Here is a 17,868-nt window from a genome sequence, read left to right as displayed (position 1 = left end):
GCCCCGCCGTACCCCGCTCCGGCACCGCCGGGGCGCGCTCACCCGTGGCGGCCGGCCCGGCGCCAGAGCACGGCTGTGGTGACGACCGCGGCGGCGACCGCCGCGCCCGCGATCAGCGCGGGCCCCGGGTGCCGCCGCGCGCCGCCCACGGCGGACCGCAGCGGGCCCGGTACCCGCGGGTCGTCCCGCATGGTCCGGCCGGCCCGCGCCGCCCGGTCCTGGAGGGAGTGCCCGCTCTCCACGGCCCGCTCCTGCACCACATGCCCGGCCCGCGTCACACGTTCCTGCGCGCCGTGGCCGGCCCGCACGGCACGGTCCTGGACCAGGTGCCCCGCCCGGGCCGCCCGGCCCTGCACGCCGTGCCCCGCGTGCGCGGCGCTCTCGCGCAGCTGCACGGTCATGGCGCCGGCCTTGTCCTTCAGGTCGGCGGCCCGCGCCCGGGCCCGGCCCTTCACATCGGCCCGGTACGCCAACTGGGCGACGGTGTCACCGAGTCGGCTCCTGTTCTGTTCGATCTGCTGCCGCAGCTCGTCGGGGCCCTTGGCGCCCGAACCCTGCGGGTTCATGTCCGTCATCGGTGTGCCCTTTCCCTGATCGCGTCGGCGTCCGCCCCGGCACCGCCGGGCGTCCTCCCGGGTGCGGGCGGAGCGGCGGGACGCGGCCGAGTGCTTCCGGCGGCGTCCGGCGGTCCGCCGCCGCGCCCGGTACGGCGTGCTGTGGGGGCCGGCGCGGGCCGCCCGCCGCCCGCCGCCCGCCGCCCGTACGTACGGGATCACGGTCACGGCCGGCGGCCCCTCGCGACGCCCGGGAACACTCCTGTGTCCCGTCGGCGGCTCCGTGGGGCGTTCGGCCGGGAGCCGCGGCCTCATCGGGCGGCCGGGGCCTCTTCGCGGGCCGGCCCGGCCGGTCCCGGACGGCCGGCCTCCGGGCAGGACCGCGGTTCCTCCCCGTGGCCGAGCGGCCGCTCCTCGGCGGTGCCGGTGGCCGGTGCCTTGCCGAGCTTCATGGCGCCTCCCGTGACCTGACGACGTAGGTGACCCTCCGGCCATAGTGACCCATAAGGGGCCGAGTGCGACACATGACGAGCGACGGACCCGCCCCTCCCTCAGTAATGCTTATCAATACCCCGTAGAGAAATTAAGTAGAGCTTCATGGACGTGGGGCCGAGACTGCTCCCATGACCATGACCATGACCCCCTCGCGCGAGCCGGCCCCGCCCTTCGGCCGCTCCCTGTGCGCGATGATCACACCGTTCACCGAGGAGGGTGCCCTCGACCTGGCGGGCGCCCAGCGGCTGGCCGTGCGCCTGGTGGCCGAGGGGTGCGACGGCCTGGTCCTCAACGGCACCACCGGCGAGTCGCCCACCACCACGGACGACGAGAAGGCGCGGCTCGTCGCGGCCGTGCGGGAGGCGGTCGGCGACCGGGCGGCGCTGGTCGCGGGCGTGGGCACCGCGGACACCCGGCACACGGTGGAGCTGGCGCGAGCGGCCGGCGCGGCGGGCGCCGACGGCGTGCTGGTGGTGACGCCGTACTACAGCCGGCCCCCGCAGGAGGCCGTGACCGCCCACTTCCTCCAGGTCGCGGACGGGAGCGGACTGCCCGTGATGCTCTACGACATCCCGGGCCGCACCGGCACCCGGATCGAGCCGGACACCATGATCCGCCTCGCGGCACACCCGCGGATCGTGGCCGTCAAGGACTGCTCCTACGACTTCCTCGGCACCCAGAAGGTGCTGGCGCGGACCGGGCTGGCGTACTACGCGGGCTGCGACGAGCACGTGCTGGCGCTGTACGCGGTCGGCGCGGCGGGCTGTGTCAGCACGGTCGCGAACGCCGTACCGGCGCACATGGCCGCGATCCTGGACGCGTACGACGCGGGCGACACCGCCCGCGCGACCCGGCTCCAGCTGGCCGCCGTGCCGTTGACCGAGGCGATGACGGGCGCGGAGCTGCCCGGCACGGTCACCGCGAAGGCCCTGCTCGCCCGCCTCGGGCTGCCCGCGGGCCCGGTGCGCGCACCGCTGCTGCCCGCCGGCCGGGAGGCGGCCGACGAGCTGCTGGCGCGGTACGGGACACTCGTGGGTGCGTGATCGGCGCGTCCCGCGCCTGGCCGTCCGCCGTCACCTTCCGTTCCCCCGGGCGCACCTGTCGTCCGGCCCCCGGACACGACGGAGCGCCCCGCGCCGGGATACCGGCGGGGGCGCTCGGGCTGTCGGTGCGTCAGTTGTGGCTGTGCAGGATGTCGTTCAGGCCGCCCCAGACCGCGTTGTTCGGGCGGGCCTCGACGGTGCCGGTGACCGAGTTGCGGCGGAAGAGGATGTTCGAGGCGCCGCTCAGCTCGCGGGCCTTGACGATCTGGCCGTCGGGCATGGTGACGCGGGTGCCCGCGGTGATGTACAGGCCGGCCTCGACCACGCACTCGTCGCCGAGCGCGATACCGACGCCCGCCTCGGCGCCGATCAGGCAGCGCTCGCCGATGGAGATGATCACGTTGCCGCCGCCGGACAGGGTGCCCATGGTGGAGGCGCCGCCGCCGATGTCCGAGCCGTCGCCGATCACGACGCCCGCGGAGATGCGGCCCTCGACCATCGACGTGCCGAGGGTGCCGGCGTTGAAGTTGACGAAGCCCTCGTGCATGACGGTGGTGCCCGCCGCGAGGTGCGCGCCCAGGCGGACCCGGTCGGCGTCGGCGATGCGCACGCCCTTGGGCACGACGTAGTCCGTCATGCGCGGGAACTTGTCGATCGAGGTCACCTGGAGGTGCAGGCCCTCGGCGCGGGCGTTCAGGCGCACCTTCTCGATGTCGTCCACGGCGACCGGGCCGAGCGAGGTCCAGGCGACGTTGGCGAGGTGACCGAAGAGGCCGTCCAGGCTCTGGCCGTGCGGCCGGACCAGGCGGTGCGAGAGCAGGTGCAGGCGCAGGTAGACGTCGTGCGCGTCGATCGGCTTGTCGTCCAGCGAGGCGATGACCGTGCGGACCGCGACCACCTCGACGCCCCGGCGGGCGTCCGGGCCGGTCGCCGCGGTCGCTCCGCCGCCCAGCAGCTGCGCCGCCTGCTCGGCGGTCAGCCGCTCGGTGCCGGCGGGGCCGGGCTCCTCGACCAGCTCGGGGGCCGGGAACCAGGTGTCGAGCACGGTGCCGTCGGAGGCGATCGTGGCGAGGCCGGCGGCGACGGCGCCGGTGGTACGGGAAGCAGAGTCGGTCATGGGGAAAACCTAACGCGGGCGGGCCACCGAGAGCGAACCGCGTCCCACGTGCCGGTTGTCCGGGCACGCGGAAGGGGCCACGGCGCGCCGCCGTGGCCCCTCTCCCGCGCTCCACCGCGAAGGGCAGGTGGTTCAGACGTTGAAGCCGAGTGCCCTCAGCTGGTCGCGGCCCTCGTCCGTGATCTTGTCCGGGCCCCACGGCGGCATCCACACCCAGTTGATGCGCAGCTCGTTGACCAGGCCGTCCGTCGCGGACTTCGCCTGGTCCTCGATGACGTCCGTCAGCGGGCAGGCCGCCGAGGTCAGGGTCATGTCGATCGTCGCGATGTTCGCGTCGTCGACGTGGATGCCGTAGATCAGGCCCAGGTTGACGACGTCGATGCCCAGCTCGGGGTCGACCACGTCCATCAGGGCCTCACGGAGTTCCTCCTCCGAGGCCGGCTTCATCTCGACGGTGTCGCTCATGCGGTCTTCCTTTCGGCGTCGGCGCCGTTCAGCGCCTGGGCCGTCGCGTCCTTCCACGCCATCCAGCTCAGGAGGGCGCACTTGACCCGCGCGGGGTACTTGGAGACACCGGCGAACGCGACCGCGTCCTCCAGGACCTCCTCCATCGCGTCGTCGGGCTCGACCCGGCCCTTGGACTGCATCAGCTCCAGGAAGGTCTCCTGGATCTTCTGCGCCTCGGCGAGTTCCTTGCCGACCAGCAGCTCGTTGAGGACCGACGCGCTGGCCTGGCTGATGGAGCAGCCCTGGCCCTCGTAGGAGACGTCCGTGATCTTCGAGCCCTCGTACTTCACGCGGAGGGTGATCTCGTCGCCGCACGTCGGGTTCACATGGTGCACCTCGGCGTCGCCGTCCCTCAGACCACGCCCGTGCGGGTTCTTGTAGTGGTCCAGGATGACTTCCTGGTACATCGAGTCCAGCTTCACCTTTTCAGCACGCCCCTCAGCCGAAGAAGTTCCGTACGTGCTCCAGACCGTCGACCAGTGCGTCGATCTCGCCCGGCGTGGAGTACAGATAGAACGACGCTCGCGTGGTCGCAGGAATTCCGTAGCGCAGGCAGACCGGACGGGCGCAGTGGTGCCCGACCCGGACCGCGATGCCCTCCTCGTCGAGGACCTGGCCCACGTCGTGCGGGTGGATGTCACCGAGGGCGAAGGAGATCGCCGCGCCCCGGTCCTCGGCCGTCGTCGGGCCGATGATGCGCAGGTCCGGCACCTGTGCCAGGCGCTGCACCGCGTACTCCGTCAGCGCGTGCTCATGGGCGAGGATCCGGTCCATGCCGATCGCGTTCAGGTAGTCGATCGCCGCGCCGAGACCGACCGCCTGCGCGATCGGGGGCGTGCCCGCCTCGAACTTGTGGGGCGCCGGGGCGTACGTGGACGAGTGCATCGAGACGGTCTCGATCATCTCGCCGCCGCCCAGGAAGGGGGGAAGGTCCTCCAGCAGCTCCTGGCGGCCCCACAGGACACCGATGCCCGTCGGGCCGCACATCTTGTGGCCGGTGAAGGCCACGAAGTCGGCCTGGAGGGCCTGCACGTCCAGGGGCATGTGGGGCGCGGCCTGGGAGGCGTCGATGCAGACCAGCGCACCGACCTCCTGGGCGCGGCGGATTATCGCCTCGACCGGGTTGACCGTGCCCAGGATGTTCGACACCAGCACGAAGGAGACGATCTTCGTCTTCTCGGTGATGATCTCGTCGATGTTGGACAGGTCCAGGCGGCCGTCGTCGGTGAGGCCGAACCACTTCAGCTTCGCGCCCGTGCGCTGCGACAGCAGCTGCCACGGCACGATGTTGGAGTGGTGCTCCATCTCCGTGATGACGATCTCGGTCTCGTGGTCCACACGGTAGGGCTCGTCTGCCCAGCCCAGCATGTTCGCCACGAGGTTCAGCGACTCGGAGGCGTTCTTGGTGAAGATCACCTCGTCGCGGCTGGGCGCGTTGATGAACTCCGCGACCTTGTCGCGCGCGCCCTCGTACAGCGCCGTGGCCTCCTCGGCGAGCACATGCACACCGCGGTGGACGTTGGCGTTGTAGCACTCGTAGTACTCGCTCAGGGCGTCCAGCACCTGGCGCGGCTTCTGGCTGGTCGCCGCGTTGTCCAGGTACACGAGCTTCCGGCCGTCGTGGACCACGCGGTCCAGGATGGGGAAGTCCTTGCGGATCGCCTCGGTGTCGAGGAGGCCCGGCAGCTGTGTCACGCGGATGCGCCACCCTTCACGTATGCCTCGTAGCCCTCGTTCTCCAGCTTGTCCGCCAGCTCCGGGCCGCCCGACTCGACGATGCGGCCGGCGGTGAAGACGTGGACGTGGTCGGGCTTGATGTAGCGCAGGATGCGCGTGTAGTGCGTGATCAGCAGGGTGCCGACCTCGCCGGTTCCGTGGACGCGGTTGACGCCCTCGGAGACGATGCGGAGAGCGTCGACGTCGAGGCCGGAGTCGGTCTCGTCGAGGATCGCGAACTTCGGCCTGAGCAGCTCCAGCTGGAGGATCTCGTGGCGCTTCTTCTCACCGCCGGAGAAGCCCTCGTTGACGTTGCGCTCGGCGAAGGACGGGTCCATGTGGAGACGCTCCATGGCCTCCTTGACCTCCTTCACCCAGGTGCGCAGCTTGGGGGCCTCGCCGCGGACGGCGGTGGCGGAGGTGCGCAGGAAGTTGGAGACCGAGACGCCGGGGATCTCGACGGGGTACTGCATCGCCAGGAACAGGCCCGCGCGGGCGCGCTCGTCGACGGACATCGCCAGGACGTCCTCACCGTCGAGGGTGACGGTGCCGCTGGTGATCGTGTACTTCGGGTGACCCGCCAGCGAGTAGGCGAGCGTCGACTTGCCGGAGCCGTTGGGGCCCATGATGGCGTGCGTCTCGCCCTGCTTCACGGTGAGGTCGACGCCCTTGAGGATCTCCTTCGTGGCGTTGTCGGCCTCGACGGTGACGTGCAGGTCTCGGATTTCAAGCGTTGCCATGGGTGCCTCAGGACTCCTGGGTGAGGGAGACGAGAACGTCGTCCCCTTCGATCTTTACGGGGTATACGGGGACGGGGCGCGTCGCGGGGAGGCCGGACGGCTTGCCGGTGCGCAGGTCGAAGGCGGAGCCGTGCAGCCAGCACTCGATCTGGCAGTCCTCCACCTCCCCCTCGGAGAGGGAGACGTTCGCATGGGAGCAGATGTCGTGGATGGCGAACACCTCGCCGCCGGTCCTGACGACCGAGACCGGCGTGCTGTCTATCTCCACGCGCTTGGGGGTGTCCTCGGCCAGTTCGCCCAGCCCGCAGACGCGTACGAAGGTCATGCGACCGCGGCCTCCAGCTCGTCCTCGATCCTGGCGAGCAGGCGCTCCTCGATGTCGGTGACACCGATCTGCTGGATCAGCTCGGCGAAGAAGCCGCGGACCACCAGGCGGCGCGCCTCGTGCTCGGGGATGCCGCGGGCCATCAGGTAGAAGAGCTGCTCGTCGTCGAAGCGGCCGGTGGCGGAGGCGTGGCCGGCGCCGACGATCTCGCCGGTCTCGATCTCCAGGTTCGGCACCGAGTCGACGCGCGCGCCGTCCGTGAGGACCAGGTTGCGGTTCATCTCGTAGGTGTCCGTGCCCTCGGCGCTGGCCTCGATGAGCACGTCACCGATCCAGACCGCGTGCGCCTGCTCACCCTGGAGCGCGCCCTTGTAGACGACGTTCGACGTGCAGTGCGGGGCGTTGTGGGTGACCAGCAGGCGGTGCTCCTGGTGCTGTCCGGCGTCGGTGAAGTACAGGCCGAACAGCTCGGCCGCGCCGCCGGGGCCGGCGTACGCCACGCGCGGGTGCAGGCGGACGACGTCGCCGCCGAAGGTGAGGACCACGGACTTGAAGGAGGCGTCGCGGCCGATCAGCGTGTTGTGCTGGGCGACGTGGACGGCCTTGTCGTCCCAGTCCTGGACGCTGACCACGGTCAGCTTCGCGCCGTCGCCGAGGACGTAGTCGACGTTGGCGGCGAGTACCGCGTCACCGGTGTGGTCGATCACCACGACGGCCTCGGCGAAGGCGCCCAGCTCGATCACCTGGTGGGCGAAGGCGGTGCCCCCCTGGCCGTGCACCGCGATGCGGATCGGCTCGGTGAGGACGGTCTCCTTCGCCACGGTCACGACCGAGGCCTTCTCGAACGCGGAGTACGCCTGCGCGGCGATCCGGTCGACCGGGGTGCCCGCCCTGCCGATCCGCGCGTCGTCACGGCCGACGGTCTCGACGGTGACGCCCTCGGGGGCCCGGACGTCGACCTTCACACCGTCGCCGTCGGCGACCGCGGTGCCGTCGTGCAGTCCGCGCAGCCGCTCCAGCGGGGTGAACCGCCATTCCTCCTCGCGGCCGTGCGGGACCGGGAAGTCCGTCACGTCGAAGGACGGGGGCGCGCTCATGCGCGAGACGACGGTCGACTCCGCGGCGACCGCGATCGAGCCGGCGGTGGTGGAACCCGCCGGCGGGGGTCCCCCCGCTCGAGCGGAGCCGAGAGTGGGGGAGTTCTGGGCCTCAGCCATGGCTGTCGTAGTGCTCTCTTTCTGAGTGAGACGTCTGCCGGTGATGGGGCGGGTCAGCCGACCGCGCCTTCCATCTGAAGCTCGATCAGCCGGTTCAGCTCCAGCGCGTACTCCATGGGCAGCTCCTTGGCGATCGGCTCGACGAAGCCGCGCACGATCATCGCCATGGCCTCGTCCTCGGAGAGACCGCGGCTCATCAGGTAGAAGAGCTGGTCGTCGGAGACCTTGGAGACGGTGGCCTCGTGGCCCATGGACACGTCGTCCTCGCGGACGTCGACGTACGGGTACGTGTCCGACCGGGAGATCGTGTCCACCAGCAGGGCGTCGCACAGCACGTTCGACTTGGAGCCCGCGGCGCCCTCGCCGATCTCGATCAGGCCGCGGTACGACGTGCGGCCGCCGCCGCGCGCCACGGACTTGGAGACGATGTTGGACGACGTGTTCGGCGCCATGTGCACCATCTTGGCGCCGGCGTCCTGGTGCTGGCCCTCGCCCGCGAACGCGATGGAGAGGGTCTCGCCCTTGGCGTGCTCGCCCATCAGGTAGACGGCCGGGTACTTCATCGTCACCTTGGAGCCGATGTTGCCGTCGACCCACTCCATGGTCGCGCCCTCGTAGGCCACGGCGCGCTTGGTGACCAGGTTGTAGACGTTGTTCGACCAGTTCTGGATGGTCGTGTAACGGCAGCGGGCGTTCTTCTTGACGATGATCTCGACGACCGCGCTGTGCAGCGAGTCCGACTTGTAGATCGGGGCCGTGCAGCCCTCGACGTAGTGCACGTAGGCACCCTCGTCGACGATGATCAGCGTCCGCTCGAACTGGCCCATGTTCTCCGTGTTGATACGGAAGTAGGCCTGGAGCGGGATCTCGACGTGCACGCCCTTCGGCACGTAGATGAAGGAGCCGCCGGACCACACCGCGCTGTTCAGCGACGCGAACTTGTTGTCGCCGACGGGGATGACCGTGCCGAAGTACTCCTTGAAGAGCTCGGGGTGCTCCTTCAGGGCGGTGTCGGTGTCGAGGAAGATGACGCCCTGCTCCTCCAGGTCCTCGCGGATCTGGTGGTAGACGACCTCCGACTCGTACTGGGCGGCGACACCGGCGACGAGGCGCTGCTTCTCGGCCTCCGGGATGCCCAGCTTGTCGTAGGTGTTCTTGATGTCCTCGGGCAGGTCCTCCCAGGACGCCGCCTGCTTCTCCGTGGAGCGCACGAAGTACTTGATGTTGTCGAAGTCGATGCCCGAGAGGTCCGAGCCCCAGTTGGGCATGGGCTTCTTCTCGAAGAGCTTCAGGCCCTTCAGGCGCAGCTTCGTCATCCACTCCGGCTCGGACTTCTTGCCCGAGATGTCACGGACGACGTCCTCGTTCAGGCCGCGCCTGGCGGAGGCACCGGCCACGTCGGAGTCGGCCCAGCCGTATTCGTACTTGCCCAGGCCCTCGAGTTCGGGGTGAGCAGTCTCCGTGGGGAGAGTCATGCGGGGTTCCTCCCGGCCGTGCTTGCAGGTGCGTCAGTGGAAATCTCGGGGATGAACGTCGTGCAGACGCCGTCGCCGTGGGCGATGGTCGCCAGTCGCTGGACATGGGTACCCAGAAGCTCCGCGAAGACCTCGGTCTCCGCCTCGCACAGCTGCGGAAACTGTTCCGCGACGTGGGCGACCGGGCAGTGGTGCTGGCAGAGCTGCTCGCCGACCGGTGCGCTGCGCGCCGTAGCAGCGTACCCGTCGGCGCTCAGGGCCCTGGCGAGCGCTTCGGCGCGCTTGTCGGGGCCTGCGGCCTCGATCGCCTCGCGGTACGCGCTCGCCTGCGCGGTGATCCGGGCGCGGGCGAAGGCGGCGACCGCCTCGGCGCCGCCGCCCTGCTCGGCGATCCAGCGGAGCGCGTCCGCGGCGAGCTTGTCGTAGGACTGGTCGAAGGCGTCCCGGCCGCAGTCGGTGAGCGCGAAGACCTTGGCGGGGCGCCCGCGCGTGCGCGCGCCGTAGACCCGCTGTTCGCGTGCCTCCACGACGTCGTCGGCCACCAGCGCGTCCAGGTGACGCCGTACGGCCGCCTGGGTGAGTCCCAGCCGGCCGGCGAGTTCCGCGACGGTCGACGGCCCGTGGTCCAGGATGGACCGCGCGACCCGGTTGCGCGTCGAGCGCTCACCGGTCGCTAGCTCCTCCTGCGGGGTCCCCACCGGGGTCTCCCGAGCCTCGCCGACGTTTTTCACAACGCCATTGTTGCGTAATTCCGCGGAGACTGACAAGCGGCGTCCGGATCACCGAGCGGTGCCCTGCGTCACTTAGGTGAACCTAATCCGACCTGCGGATATGATCTCCGGCCGCGCACCGGGGGGTGTTCCCGCCGAGCAAACCGGTGGCGGCGCCCCGCCCCGTCGGGAAGACTCCCCGACCATGCCCACACCCCTTCCCACCGGCCCTCTTGTCACCCGGGACGACATCGCCGCGGGCCTGCGGCTGCTCGGTGTCGAGACCGGCGAGATCCTCCTCGCGCATTCCTCCCTCAGCTCCCTCGGCTGGGTCAACGGCGGGGCCGTCGCGGTCGTCCAGGGCCTCCTCGACGCGCTCGGCCCGTCCGGCACGCTCGTCGTCCCCGCCCACTCCGCCCAGCTGTCCGACCCCGCGTCGTGGCGCAGGCCCCCGGTGCCCGAGGAGTGGTGGGACCGGATCCGCACCACCATGCCCCCGTACGCCCCCCGGACCACACCCACGCTCGGGATCGGCGTGATCCCCGAGACGGTGCGGACCTGGCCCGGCGCCCTGCGCAGCGCCCACCCGCAGACCTCCTTCGCGGCACTCGGCCGGCACGCGCGGGAGATCACCGGCGGCCATGCCCCCGACTGCCGGCTGGGCGAGCGCAGCCCCCTGGCCCGGCTGGAGGAACGGGGCGCCCGGGTGCTGCTGCTCGGCGCGGGCTACGACTCCTGCACCGCCTTCCACCTCGCCGAGTACCGGACACCGGCACCGCGCGTGCGGGTCGGCCGGCCCGCCCCCGGCGGCGGCTGGGAGACCGTGACCGAGGTGTCGATCGACTCCGCCCGGTTCGACGAGCTGGGACACGACTTCGAACGGGACCGGCCCGTGGTGCGCGGCACGGTGGGCGCGGCGGACGTACGGCTGTTCCCCGTGGCGGACGCCGTGGCCTACGCCGAGCGGTGGCTGCCGCTGCACCGTCCCCGGGAGGAGGACTTCCCGCACCCGGCCGCCTGACGGGCCGGCGCTCTCCCTAGACTCTGGACCCATGCGAAGTGAGCCCGTGGTCCAGATCCAGGCCCTGGTGAAGCGGTACGGCACGAAGACCGCGGTGAACGGCCTCGACCTGGTGGCCCAGCCGGGCGTGACCGCCGTACTCGGCCCCAACGGGGCGGGGAAGACGACGACCGTCGAGACCTGCGAGGGGTACCGGAAGCCGGACGGCGGCACGGTGCGCGTCCTCGGACTCGACCCGGTACGGCAGTCCGCGCGGCTGCGGCCCCGCATCGGCGTGATGCTCCAGTCCGGCGGGGTCTACTCCGGCGCCCGCGCCGACGAGATGCTGCGGCACATCGCGCGGCTGCACGCCCATCCGCTGGACGTCGACGCCCTGATCGAACGCCTCGGCCTCGGCTCCTGCGGCCGGACCGGCTACCGCCGGCTGTCCGGCGGCCAGCAGCAGCGGCTGGCGCTCGCCATGGCCGTCGTGGGCCGCCCGGAACTGGTGTTCCTGGACGAGCCGACCGCCGGGCTCGACCCGCAGGCCCGCCGCGCCACCTGGGACCTGGTCCGGGACCTGCGTGCCGACGGCGTCTCGGTGATCCTCACCACCCACCACATGGACGAGGCCGAACAGCTGGCCGACGACGTGGCGATCATCGACGGCGGCCGGGTCATCGCCCAGGGCTCCCCCGAGGAGCTGTGCCGGGGCGGCGCCGAGAACACCCTGCGCTTCACCGGCCGCCCCGGCCTCGACGTCGGCTCCCTGCTCAAGGCGCTCCCGGCCGACTGCACGGCCGCCGAGCTGACCCCGGGCAGCTACCGCGTCACCGGCAAGGTCGACCCGCAGCTGCTGGCCACGGTGACCTCCTGGTGCGCCCAGCACGGGGTGATGCCGGACCGGATCTCGGTGGAGCGGCACACACTGGAGGACGTCTTCCTGGAGCTGACCGGCAAGGAGCTGCGCGCGTGACCACCACGGGTACCTACACCCCCGCCCCCGGAGCCGCCCCGCTCCCCCGCATGATCGCGGCGCAGGCGGCACTGGAGACCAGGATGCTGCTGCGCAACGGCGAGCAGCTGCTGCTGACGGTCGTCATCCCGGCCCTGCTGCTGGTGCTCTTCAGCACGGTCGACATCGTGGACACCGGCGCGGGCGAGGCCGTCGCCTTCCTCGCCCCCGGCATCCTCGCGCTCGCCGTGATGTCGACGGCGTTCACCGGCCAGGCCATCGGGACGGGCTTCGAGCGCCGCTACGGCGTCCTGAAACGGCTCGCCTCCTCCCCGCTGCCGCGCTGGGGCCTGATGACCGCGAAGACGCTGTCGGTGCTGTTCACGGAGGTCCTCCAGGTGATCCTGCTGACGGCGATCGCCCTCGCCCTCGGCTGGTCCCCGCACGGCAACCCGTTCGCGGTGTTCCTGCTGCTGCTCCTGGGCACGGCGGCGTTCTCGGGCCTCGGCCTGCTGATGGCCGGCACACTGAAGGCGGAAGCCACGCTGGCCGCCGCCAACCTGGTCTTCCTGCTGCTGCTCGTGGGCGGCGGGGTGATCGTCCCGCTGGAGAAGTTCGGTCCGGCGGGACAGCAGGTGCTCGGCCTGCTGCCGATCTCCGCCCTGTCCGACGGGCTGCGGGACGTGCTCCAGCACGGCGCCGGCATGCCCTGGGGCGACCTCGGTGTCCTCGCCGTGTGGGCGGTGGCGGGGCTCGCCGCGGCCGGAAAATTCTTCCGCTGGGAGTGACCCTCGTGAACGCGTGCACAAGCGGCGGCCTACGATGGTGGACGTGCCAAAGCTGAACCGCGCCGACGCCCGGGCCGCCCTGCGCAACCCGCTCGCCCTCATCGCCGACCACTGGACCCCGGATCCCCGGACCGTCCGACGGGCGGCGCTCGCCGCGCTCGTGATGTCGGTGGTCATCGTCGTGACCGGCGGCGCCGTCCGCCTGACCGGCTCCGGGCTGGGCTGCCCGACCTGGCCCACCTGCACCGACGACTCGCTGACCACCACCCGGGCCATGGGCTTCCACGGGGTCGTGGAGTTCGGCAACCGCATGCTGACGTACGTGCTGTGCGCGGCCGTCGGCTGGGCCATCGTCGCGGCCCGCGCCCAGAAGCCGTGGCGGCGCACCCTGACCCGGCTGGGCTGGGCCCAGTTCTGGGTGGTCATGGGCAACGCCGTCCTCGGCGGCGTCGTGGTGCTGGTCGGCCTCAACCCGTACACGGTCGCCGCGCACTTCCTGCTCTCCTCGGCGCTGATCGCCGTCGCCACCCTGACGTGGCAGCGCGCCCGGGAGGGCGACGGCGCCCCGCGTCCGCTGGTCGGCGCGGCGGTGCGGCAGCTGGTGTGGGTCCTGGTCGCCGCGTCGGCGCTGCTCATCGCGGTGGGCACGGTGGTGACCGGGGCCGGGCCGCACGCCGGTGACTCCAACGAGGTCGAGCGCATCCCGATCGACTGGGAGACCGTCGCCAAGCTGCACGCGGTGCTCGCCTGGATCGTGGTCACGCTGACCTTCGCGCTGTGGTTCGTGCTGAAGGCGGTGGACGCCCCGAAGGAGCCGGCCGCGCGGACGCGGGAGCTGTTCGTCATCCTGCTGTGCCAGGGCGCCCTCGGGTACGTCCAGTACTTCACCCACCTCCCCGAGGCCCTGGTCGCCGCGCACATGACGGGCGCCGCCGTGATGTGGATCTGGGTCCTGCGCGTCCTGCTGTCGCTGCGGGAACGCCCGGCGCTCGCGGCGGACCTGCCGGGTCCCGCCGCCGAGGTGACGGTCGGCTCCCGCGCCTGACTCATCCGTACGCGGCCACGAGGGCGTCGATCGCCGGTCCCAGGTAGGCGCGGGTCAGCGCGGCGCGGCGGGCCCGCCGGGCGGGGTCCGACGGGGCGGGTGTGCCGTAGCGCCGCCGGGCGATGTCCTTGACGACCTCGGGAGGCGCGCCCAGTGCGGGCAGCTCGCCGAGCGCCTCCTTCTTGGTGATCAGCCGCCCCTCGCGCAGGGTGACACCCGCCCGGGAGTACGTCAGCAGGCCCAGGTCGACCCACACGTCCTGTCGCCACCGCCGGGGCCGGTCCACCGCCGGCCGCCAGAAATCGCGCTGGTCGCGGACGACGAAGTCGGTGAGCTGCCGGTCCGGCACCGCGGGCAGCAGCGCCTCCGGTCCCCGCCCGTGCAGCACCCGGCCGAAGGTGTGCAGCTCACGCCGGGTGACGGGGGTGACGGGCCGGTGCAGCAGTCCGTCGTGCGCCCAGGTGAGATGCTTCCGCCCGGGGTCGTCCAGGGGTCCGGGGTCAGATAGCTGCAATGGAGCTTGGCGGCGAGCGGCGTGCCGCGCAGCCGGCGGTGCAGGCGGGCCACCTGCCGGATCCGCCCGAGGCCGAGCGGCCCGGGGAGTACGGCGATGAGATCCAGGTCGCTGCGTCCCTCGCGGTAGTCCCCGCCGGCCAGGGAGCCGTGGGCCCACAGCGCGAGGGGGCGGAGGGACGCGAGGTCGCGCAGGAAGCGGTCGAGCAGGGCGTCGGTCTGCATCGCCCCAGTCTGCGTGGCCGGGCGTACGGCGGTACAGCCTCATCCCAGCCCGTACACCCGGCGCGCGTTGTCCGCCGCGATCAGCCGGGCCACGCGCTGGGCGTCCGCCCGGACCCACGCGCCCTCGGCGACCCAGGTGCCCAGGACGCGGGAGAGCGCCTCGCGGAAGAGGTGGGCGCCGACGACGTGGAGTTCGGGCAGGCCATGGGCGCCGGTGGAGAAGAGGATCTTGCCGAAGGGGGCCAGCTCCAGGGTCTCGGCGAGGACGGCGGCGGCACGGGCGCCGGTGCGCACCAGAGCGGCGCCGGAGTCGGCGTACACGTGCGGGAAGACGCCGGCCAGGTGGGCGGTGTGCCGGTGGTACGGGTAGCCGTGCAGCAGGACGAGGTCGGTGCCGAGGCCGGCCGTGGCCCGGACGAAGTCGGTGAGCAGGACCGGGTCGGTGCGGTCGACGCGCGAGCCGGGCTCGCCGAGGCCCGTGTGCAGCTGGAGGGGCAGGCCCGAGGCGACCGCGTTCCACAGCAGGTGCCGCAGCAGCACGGGGTCCGTGAGCGCGCCGCCGGCCCGCCGTCCGGCCAGCCAGCGGCCCGCCGCGCCGCGTACCTCCCCCGGCCCCGGCGGTTCCGGCGCGAGGGCCAGGCCGTGGCGCAGGCCCGCGACGGAGGTGAAGGCGACGGCGGTCGCCGCGGCTCCGTGCACGGACTCGGCGAGGTTGGCGAGGAAGGACTCGACGGTCCCGGAGGTGTCGGCGACCTGCTCGGCGAGCGGCTCCAGACGGACGATCTCCCGGGCCTCCGCGTTCCCCGCGGAAGCCATCTCGGCGGGGCCGGTGAGGTCCCCGGGCAGGCCCGTGTCGACCAGGTAGGTGGTGATGCCGGTCCCCCGCAGCAGCCTGCGGCCCGCCTCCACGGCGCCCAGTTCCCGGCGCCGGGCCAGATAACGGGCGGGCGCGCAGTGGGGTTCGAGGCCGAGCAGGGGCGGGCACCAGCGGCGTACGGCGAAACCGGTCTGCGTGTCGAAGAGGGTGGTGCCCGGCGCCGGGGCCCCCTCGGTGCGGGACAGCTGCGCCTCGAAGGTGCCGAGACCCAGCTCCGTCCGCAGTACGCCGTGGCAGTACTGGTCCACGAGGGACGGCGTCTCGATCATTCCGGCTCCCCCGTGAGGACACGCGCTGTACTGCCTTGCCCGTCCTAACGGGTGACCGGGGCCGGAGGTCGCGGCCCGGGGGCCGCGGCGCGCGCGGCCGACCCCGGCGCCGCGGGCCGCGACGCGGCGCTCCGCCGTGCGGGCTGCGGGCGGGCCGCTCGGTGGCCCCCGCGCGACGCGGCACCGCGGCTCAGCCACCGCGGAGACCGCGAGCCGAGCCCGGCGCCACAGACCGCGACCCGCGCGGGCCGCCCCGCCCATGCGGGCTGCGGGACGGGCCGCTCCGCGAACCCCCGCGCGACGGCGGGCCACAGCTCAGCCGCCGCAGAGGCCGCAGGCCGGAACCGGCGCCGCAGACCGCCACGTGCGCAGGCCACTCAGCGCACGCAAGCTGCGCGCGCGGGCGGGGCCGCGGCTCAGCCGTCGCAGAGGCCGCAGGCCGCGACCCGCGTGAGGGGCGCGCCGCGCGTACGGGCCGTGCGCGGGCAGACCGCGGGCCCGGCGCGGGGCCTGCGGCTCAGCGACCGCAAGCCGGACCCGGCGCCGGAGACCGCCACGCGCGCAGGTCGCTCCACGCGCGCAGGCTGCGGACAGGCCGTTCCGCGGACCCCCGCGCGACGGCGGGGTCACGGCTCAGCCATCGCCAAGGCTCCGGGGCGGACCCGGCGCCGGAGGCCGGTTGGCGCCCATGCGGGCAGCCCCGCACAGGGGGGCCACCGGCGGGGCGGTCCGCACATGCCCGGTTGCGGACGGACGCTCCCGCGCGTGCCGGCCGCTGGCGGGACGCTCCACGTATGCCGGCCACGCCCGCGCGTGCCGGTCGCCGGCGGCACGGCTCGCGGGCGCCCGCGCGGCCCCGGGCCGTGCGGTTCAGGCGTTGGTGGGGCCGCCCACCTGGATGCCGGCCATCCGCTTCCACTCGTAGGGGCCCGTGCGTACCTTCGCCGCGAACTCGCCGTCGAAGGTCTCGTGGACCGTGATCCCGGACGCGCGCACCGCCTGCTCGGCGACGGCGAACGTGGGGGCCACCAGGTCCCCCCAGCCGCCGTCCTCGCCGACGAGGACGATGCGGGCGCCGCGCTGGCCGAGGTAGGCCACCTGGCCCTCGGCACCACCGTGGGCCTTGGAGAAGGCGCTGATCCGCCGGGCGAGCTTCGCCACCGTGCGCTCGGTCCTGGCGTCGGCCTTCGGGTCAACCTGCTGCGTGTCTGCCATGGCCAGGATGCTACCGACGGGTAGATCGAACGGCGACGGGAGGGGTGCGTGGCCTTGGCCACGCACCCCTCCCGTCGTCCGTGCAGGGGCTCAGCGCAGGAACGGGTCCACCGCGACCGCCACGAACAGCAGGGACACGTAGGTGATCGACCAGTGGAAGAGCCGCATCTCCTTCAGCTTCGCGCCCGCGACCTCGGCCTTCGCCCGGTTCTGGAGAGCGTGCGCCTCCCACAGCCACCAGCCGCCCGAGGCCAGCGCGACCGCCGTGTAGAACCAGCCGGTGTAGCCGAGCGGGGTGAGCAGCAGGGAGACGGCGACCATGACCCAGCTGTAGAGGACGATCTGCCGGGCGACGACCTTGTTGGAGGCGATGACCGGCAGCATGGGCACGCCCACGCGCGCGTAGTCGTCCTTGACCTTCATGGACAGCGGCCAGTAGTGCGGCGGCGTCCAGAAGAAGATCACCAGGAAGAGGATCAGCGGGGCCCAGGAGAGCGAGTCGGTCACGGCCGACCAGCCGATCAGCACCGGCATGCAGCCCGCGATGCCGCCCCACACGATGTTCTGGGACGTACGCCGCTTGAGGAGCATCGTGTAGACGATGACGTAGAAGAGGAGCGCGCCGAGGGACAGCCAGGCAGACAGCCAGTTGACGGTCAGGCCGAAGAGCAGGGTGGAGACGACCGCGAGGGTGATGCCGAAGGCCAGGCACTCGCGCGGGCTCACCATGCCGGTCACCAGCGGACGCTGGGAGGTGCGGTCCATCAGGGCGTCGATGTCCCGGTCGATGTACATGTTCAGCGCGTTGGCGCCGCCCGCGGAGAGGTAGCCGCCGACGCAGGTCAGCAGCACCAGCTTCAGGTCGGGCACGCCCTGCTGGGCCAGGAACATCACCGGGACGGTGGTGATGAGCAGCAGTTCGATGATCCGCGGCTTGGTCAGCGCCACGAACGCCTTGACACGGGCCCCGAACGGCCGATGAACCGGGCCCTGGCTCGCACCGAGCACACCCGCTGGACGGGATTCGACGGCCGTCACGCACACCCCTGACAGAGACATCCCAGCGAGCCTCCCCATGGGAA

Annotated in this window: 19 protein-coding genes and 1 pseudogene; 5 read left to right on the top strand and 15 right to left on the bottom strand. The window is 72.4% G+C overall.

From position 1 onward, the window contains the following. Positions 1 to 38: 38 nt before the first annotated feature. Together AB0F03_RS22700 and AB0F03_RS22695 are read right to left on the bottom strand one after the other, a co-directional pair. Positions 39 to 575, bottom strand: a complete 537-nt coding sequence (locus tag AB0F03_RS22700; protein WP_361994877.1) for a DUF3618 domain-containing protein — start codon at positions 573 to 575, stop codon at positions 39 to 41. Positions 576 to 865: 290 nt separating this feature from the next. Then, positions 866 to 1,006 (bottom strand): hypothetical protein, encoded by a 141-nt coding sequence (locus AB0F03_RS22695; RefSeq protein ID WP_361994875.1) that lies wholly within the window; start codon positions 1,004 to 1,006, stop codon positions 866 to 868. A gap of 171 nt (positions 1,007 to 1,177) precedes the next feature. Between AB0F03_RS22695 and dapA the strand changes: the two genes are divergently transcribed. Then, the gene (dapA, locus tag AB0F03_RS22690) at positions 1,178 to 2,092 is read left to right on the top strand and encodes a 4-hydroxy-tetrahydrodipicolinate synthase (RefSeq protein ID WP_361994872.1); all 915 of its coding nucleotides are present in this window, start codon (positions 1,178 to 1,180) and stop codon (positions 2,090 to 2,092) included. A gap of 130 nt (positions 2,093 to 2,222) precedes the next feature. Here the strand turns inward: dapA and dapD are convergent, their stop codons facing one another. From dapD to AB0F03_RS22645, 9 genes are all read right to left on the bottom strand, one after another. After that, entirely contained in the window at positions 2,223 to 3,209 is a 987-nt protein-coding gene (dapD, locus tag AB0F03_RS22685; RefSeq protein WP_361994869.1) for a 2,3,4,5-tetrahydropyridine-2,6-dicarboxylate N-succinyltransferase, read from the bottom strand. A 132-nt stretch (positions 3,210 to 3,341) separates the two neighbouring features. Continuing rightward, entirely contained in the window at positions 3,342 to 3,674 is a 333-nt protein-coding gene (locus AB0F03_RS22680) for a metal-sulfur cluster assembly factor (protein WP_361994866.1), read from the bottom strand. Continuing rightward, positions 3,671 to 4,138: a Fe-S cluster assembly sulfur transfer protein SufU gene (sufU, locus tag AB0F03_RS22675; RefSeq protein WP_356823091.1), complete on the bottom strand. Its 468-nt coding sequence runs from the start codon at positions 4,136 to 4,138 to the stop codon at positions 3,671 to 3,673. Before sufU ends, AB0F03_RS22680 begins: the two co-directional genes overlap by 4 nt. Positions 4,139 to 4,154: 16 nt before the next feature. Continuing rightward, positions 4,155 to 5,411, bottom strand: coding sequence for a cysteine desulfurase (locus tag AB0F03_RS22670; RefSeq protein WP_361994863.1), 1,257 nt, complete (start codon positions 5,409 to 5,411; stop codon positions 4,155 to 4,157). Beyond that, complete coding sequence (sufC, locus tag AB0F03_RS22665; protein ID WP_361994860.1) at positions 5,408 to 6,172, bottom strand: Fe-S cluster assembly ATPase SufC; 765 nt, start codon at positions 6,170 to 6,172, stop codon at positions 5,408 to 5,410. The genes AB0F03_RS22670 and sufC overlap by 4 nt, the downstream gene beginning before the upstream one ends. A 7-nt stretch (positions 6,173 to 6,179) precedes the next feature. Next, positions 6,180 to 6,497, bottom strand: coding sequence for a non-heme iron oxygenase ferredoxin subunit (locus AB0F03_RS22660; RefSeq protein ID WP_361994857.1), 318 nt, complete (start codon positions 6,495 to 6,497; stop codon positions 6,180 to 6,182). Further along, positions 6,494 to 7,714, bottom strand: a complete 1,221-nt coding sequence (sufD, locus tag AB0F03_RS22655; protein ID WP_361994854.1) for a Fe-S cluster assembly protein SufD — start codon at positions 7,712 to 7,714, stop codon at positions 6,494 to 6,496. The genes AB0F03_RS22660 and sufD overlap by 4 nt, the downstream gene beginning before the upstream one ends. Positions 7,715 to 7,767: 53 nt before the next feature. Next, positions 7,768 to 9,189, bottom strand: coding sequence for a Fe-S cluster assembly protein SufB (sufB, locus tag AB0F03_RS22650; protein ID WP_361994851.1), 1,422 nt, complete (start codon positions 9,187 to 9,189; stop codon positions 7,768 to 7,770). Then, entirely contained in the window at positions 9,186 to 9,920 is a 735-nt protein-coding gene (locus AB0F03_RS22645; protein ID WP_361994849.1) for a metalloregulator ArsR/SmtB family transcription factor, read from the bottom strand. The genes sufB and AB0F03_RS22645 overlap by 4 nt, the downstream gene beginning before the upstream one ends. A gap of 184 nt (positions 9,921 to 10,104) precedes the next feature. On the opposite strand from AB0F03_RS22645, the gene AB0F03_RS22640 reads away from it, so the two are divergent. Genes AB0F03_RS22640 through AB0F03_RS22625 form a run of 4 tightly spaced genes read left to right on the top strand, consistent with a single transcriptional unit; the run spans position 10,105 to position 13,687 of the window. Next, positions 10,105 to 10,920 carry an AAC(3) family N-acetyltransferase gene (locus AB0F03_RS22640; protein WP_361994846.1) on the top strand — a complete coding sequence of 272 codons (816 nt, stop codon included), beginning with the start codon at positions 10,105 to 10,107 and terminating at the stop codon, positions 10,918 to 10,920. 31 nt (positions 10,921 to 10,951) lie between these two features. After that, positions 10,952 to 11,875 carry an ABC transporter ATP-binding protein gene (locus tag AB0F03_RS22635; RefSeq protein ID WP_361994843.1) on the top strand — a complete coding sequence of 308 codons (924 nt, stop codon included), beginning with the start codon at positions 10,952 to 10,954 and terminating at the stop codon, positions 11,873 to 11,875. Positions 11,876 to 11,925: 50 nt separating this feature from the next. Continuing rightward, positions 11,926 to 12,642 (top strand): ABC transporter permease, encoded by a 717-nt coding sequence (locus AB0F03_RS22630; RefSeq protein ID WP_361995135.1) that lies wholly within the window; start codon positions 11,926 to 11,928, stop codon positions 12,640 to 12,642. Positions 12,643 to 12,676: 34 nt separating this feature from the next. Beyond that, complete coding sequence (locus AB0F03_RS22625; protein ID WP_361994840.1) at positions 12,677 to 13,687, top strand: COX15/CtaA family protein; 1,011 nt, start codon at positions 12,677 to 12,679, stop codon at positions 13,685 to 13,687. A gap of 1 nt (position 13,688) precedes the next feature. Here the strand turns inward: AB0F03_RS22625 and AB0F03_RS22620 are convergent. From AB0F03_RS22620 to AB0F03_RS22605, 4 genes and pseudogenes are all read right to left on the bottom strand, one after another. Beyond that, a pseudogene (locus tag AB0F03_RS22620) lies at positions 13,689 to 14,425 on the bottom strand (nucleotidyltransferase domain-containing protein). 39 nt (positions 14,426 to 14,464) lie between these two features. Then, the gene (locus tag AB0F03_RS22615; protein ID WP_361994837.1) at positions 14,465 to 15,571 is read right to left on the bottom strand and encodes an amidohydrolase family protein; all 1,107 of its coding nucleotides are present in this window, start codon (positions 15,569 to 15,571) and stop codon (positions 14,465 to 14,467) included. Positions 15,572 to 16,441: 870 nt separating this feature from the next. Beyond that, on the bottom strand, positions 16,442 to 16,786 hold the full coding sequence (locus AB0F03_RS22610) for a hypothetical protein (RefSeq protein ID WP_361994834.1): 345 nt from the start codon (positions 16,784 to 16,786) through the stop codon (positions 16,442 to 16,444). Positions 16,787 to 16,876: 90 nt separating this feature from the next. Next, positions 16,877 to 17,830 (bottom strand): heme o synthase, encoded by a 954-nt coding sequence (locus tag AB0F03_RS22605; protein WP_361995134.1) that lies wholly within the window; start codon positions 17,828 to 17,830, stop codon positions 16,877 to 16,879. Positions 17,831 to 17,868 lie beyond the last annotated feature (38 nt).

Origin of the sequence: Streptomyces sp. NPDC028722, from assembly GCF_040637655.1 — a bacterium.
Lineage (GTDB): Bacteria > Actinomycetota > Actinomycetes > Streptomycetales > Streptomycetaceae > Streptomyces.
This window is presented reverse-complemented; position numbering and strand designations above follow the sequence as displayed.

Excerpts from the sequence above, each read along its gene's own strand:
- AB0F03_RS22610 (WP_361994834.1), bottom strand. The coding sequence starts at position 16,786 with ATGGCAGACACGCAGCAGGTTGACCCGAAGGCCGACGCCAGGACCGAG.
- sufD (WP_361994854.1), bottom strand. The coding sequence starts at position 7,714 with ATGGCTGAGGCCCAGAACTCCCCCACTCTCGGCTCCGCTCGAGCGGGG.
- sufC (WP_361994860.1), bottom strand. The coding sequence starts at position 6,172 with ATGGCAACGCTTGAAATCCGAGACCTGCACGTCACCGTCGAGGCCGAC.
- AB0F03_RS22695 (WP_361994875.1), bottom strand. The coding sequence starts at position 1,006 with ATGAAGCTCGGCAAGGCACCGGCCACCGGCACCGCCGAGGAGCGGCCG.
- AB0F03_RS22640 (WP_361994846.1), top strand. The coding sequence starts at position 10,105 with ATGCCCACACCCCTTCCCACCGGCCCTCTTGTCACCCGGGACGACATC.
- sufB (WP_361994851.1), bottom strand. The coding sequence starts at position 9,189 with ATGACTCTCCCCACGGAGACTGCTCACCCCGAACTCGAGGGCCTGGGC.
- AB0F03_RS22625 (WP_361994840.1), top strand. The coding sequence starts at position 12,677 with ATGGTGGACGTGCCAAAGCTGAACCGCGCCGACGCCCGGGCCGCCCTG.
- AB0F03_RS22680 (WP_361994866.1), bottom strand. The coding sequence starts at position 3,674 with ATGAGCGACACCGTCGAGATGAAGCCGGCCTCGGAGGAGGAACTCCGT.
- dapA (WP_361994872.1), top strand. The coding sequence starts at position 1,178 with ATGACCATGACCATGACCCCCTCGCGCGAGCCGGCCCCGCCCTTCGGC.
- dapD (WP_361994869.1), bottom strand. The coding sequence starts at position 3,209 with ATGACCGACTCTGCTTCCCGTACCACCGGCGCCGTCGCCGCCGGCCTC.
- AB0F03_RS22700 (WP_361994877.1), bottom strand. The coding sequence starts at position 575 with ATGACGGACATGAACCCGCAGGGTTCGGGCGCCAAGGGCCCCGACGAG.
- AB0F03_RS22630 (WP_361995135.1), top strand. The coding sequence starts at position 11,926 with ATGATCGCGGCGCAGGCGGCACTGGAGACCAGGATGCTGCTGCGCAAC.
- AB0F03_RS22635 (WP_361994843.1), top strand. The coding sequence starts at position 10,952 with ATGCGAAGTGAGCCCGTGGTCCAGATCCAGGCCCTGGTGAAGCGGTAC.
- AB0F03_RS22615 (WP_361994837.1), bottom strand. The coding sequence starts at position 15,571 with ATGATCGAGACGCCGTCCCTCGTGGACCAGTACTGCCACGGCGTACTG.
- AB0F03_RS22660 (WP_361994857.1), bottom strand. The coding sequence starts at position 6,497 with ATGACCTTCGTACGCGTCTGCGGGCTGGGCGAACTGGCCGAGGACACC.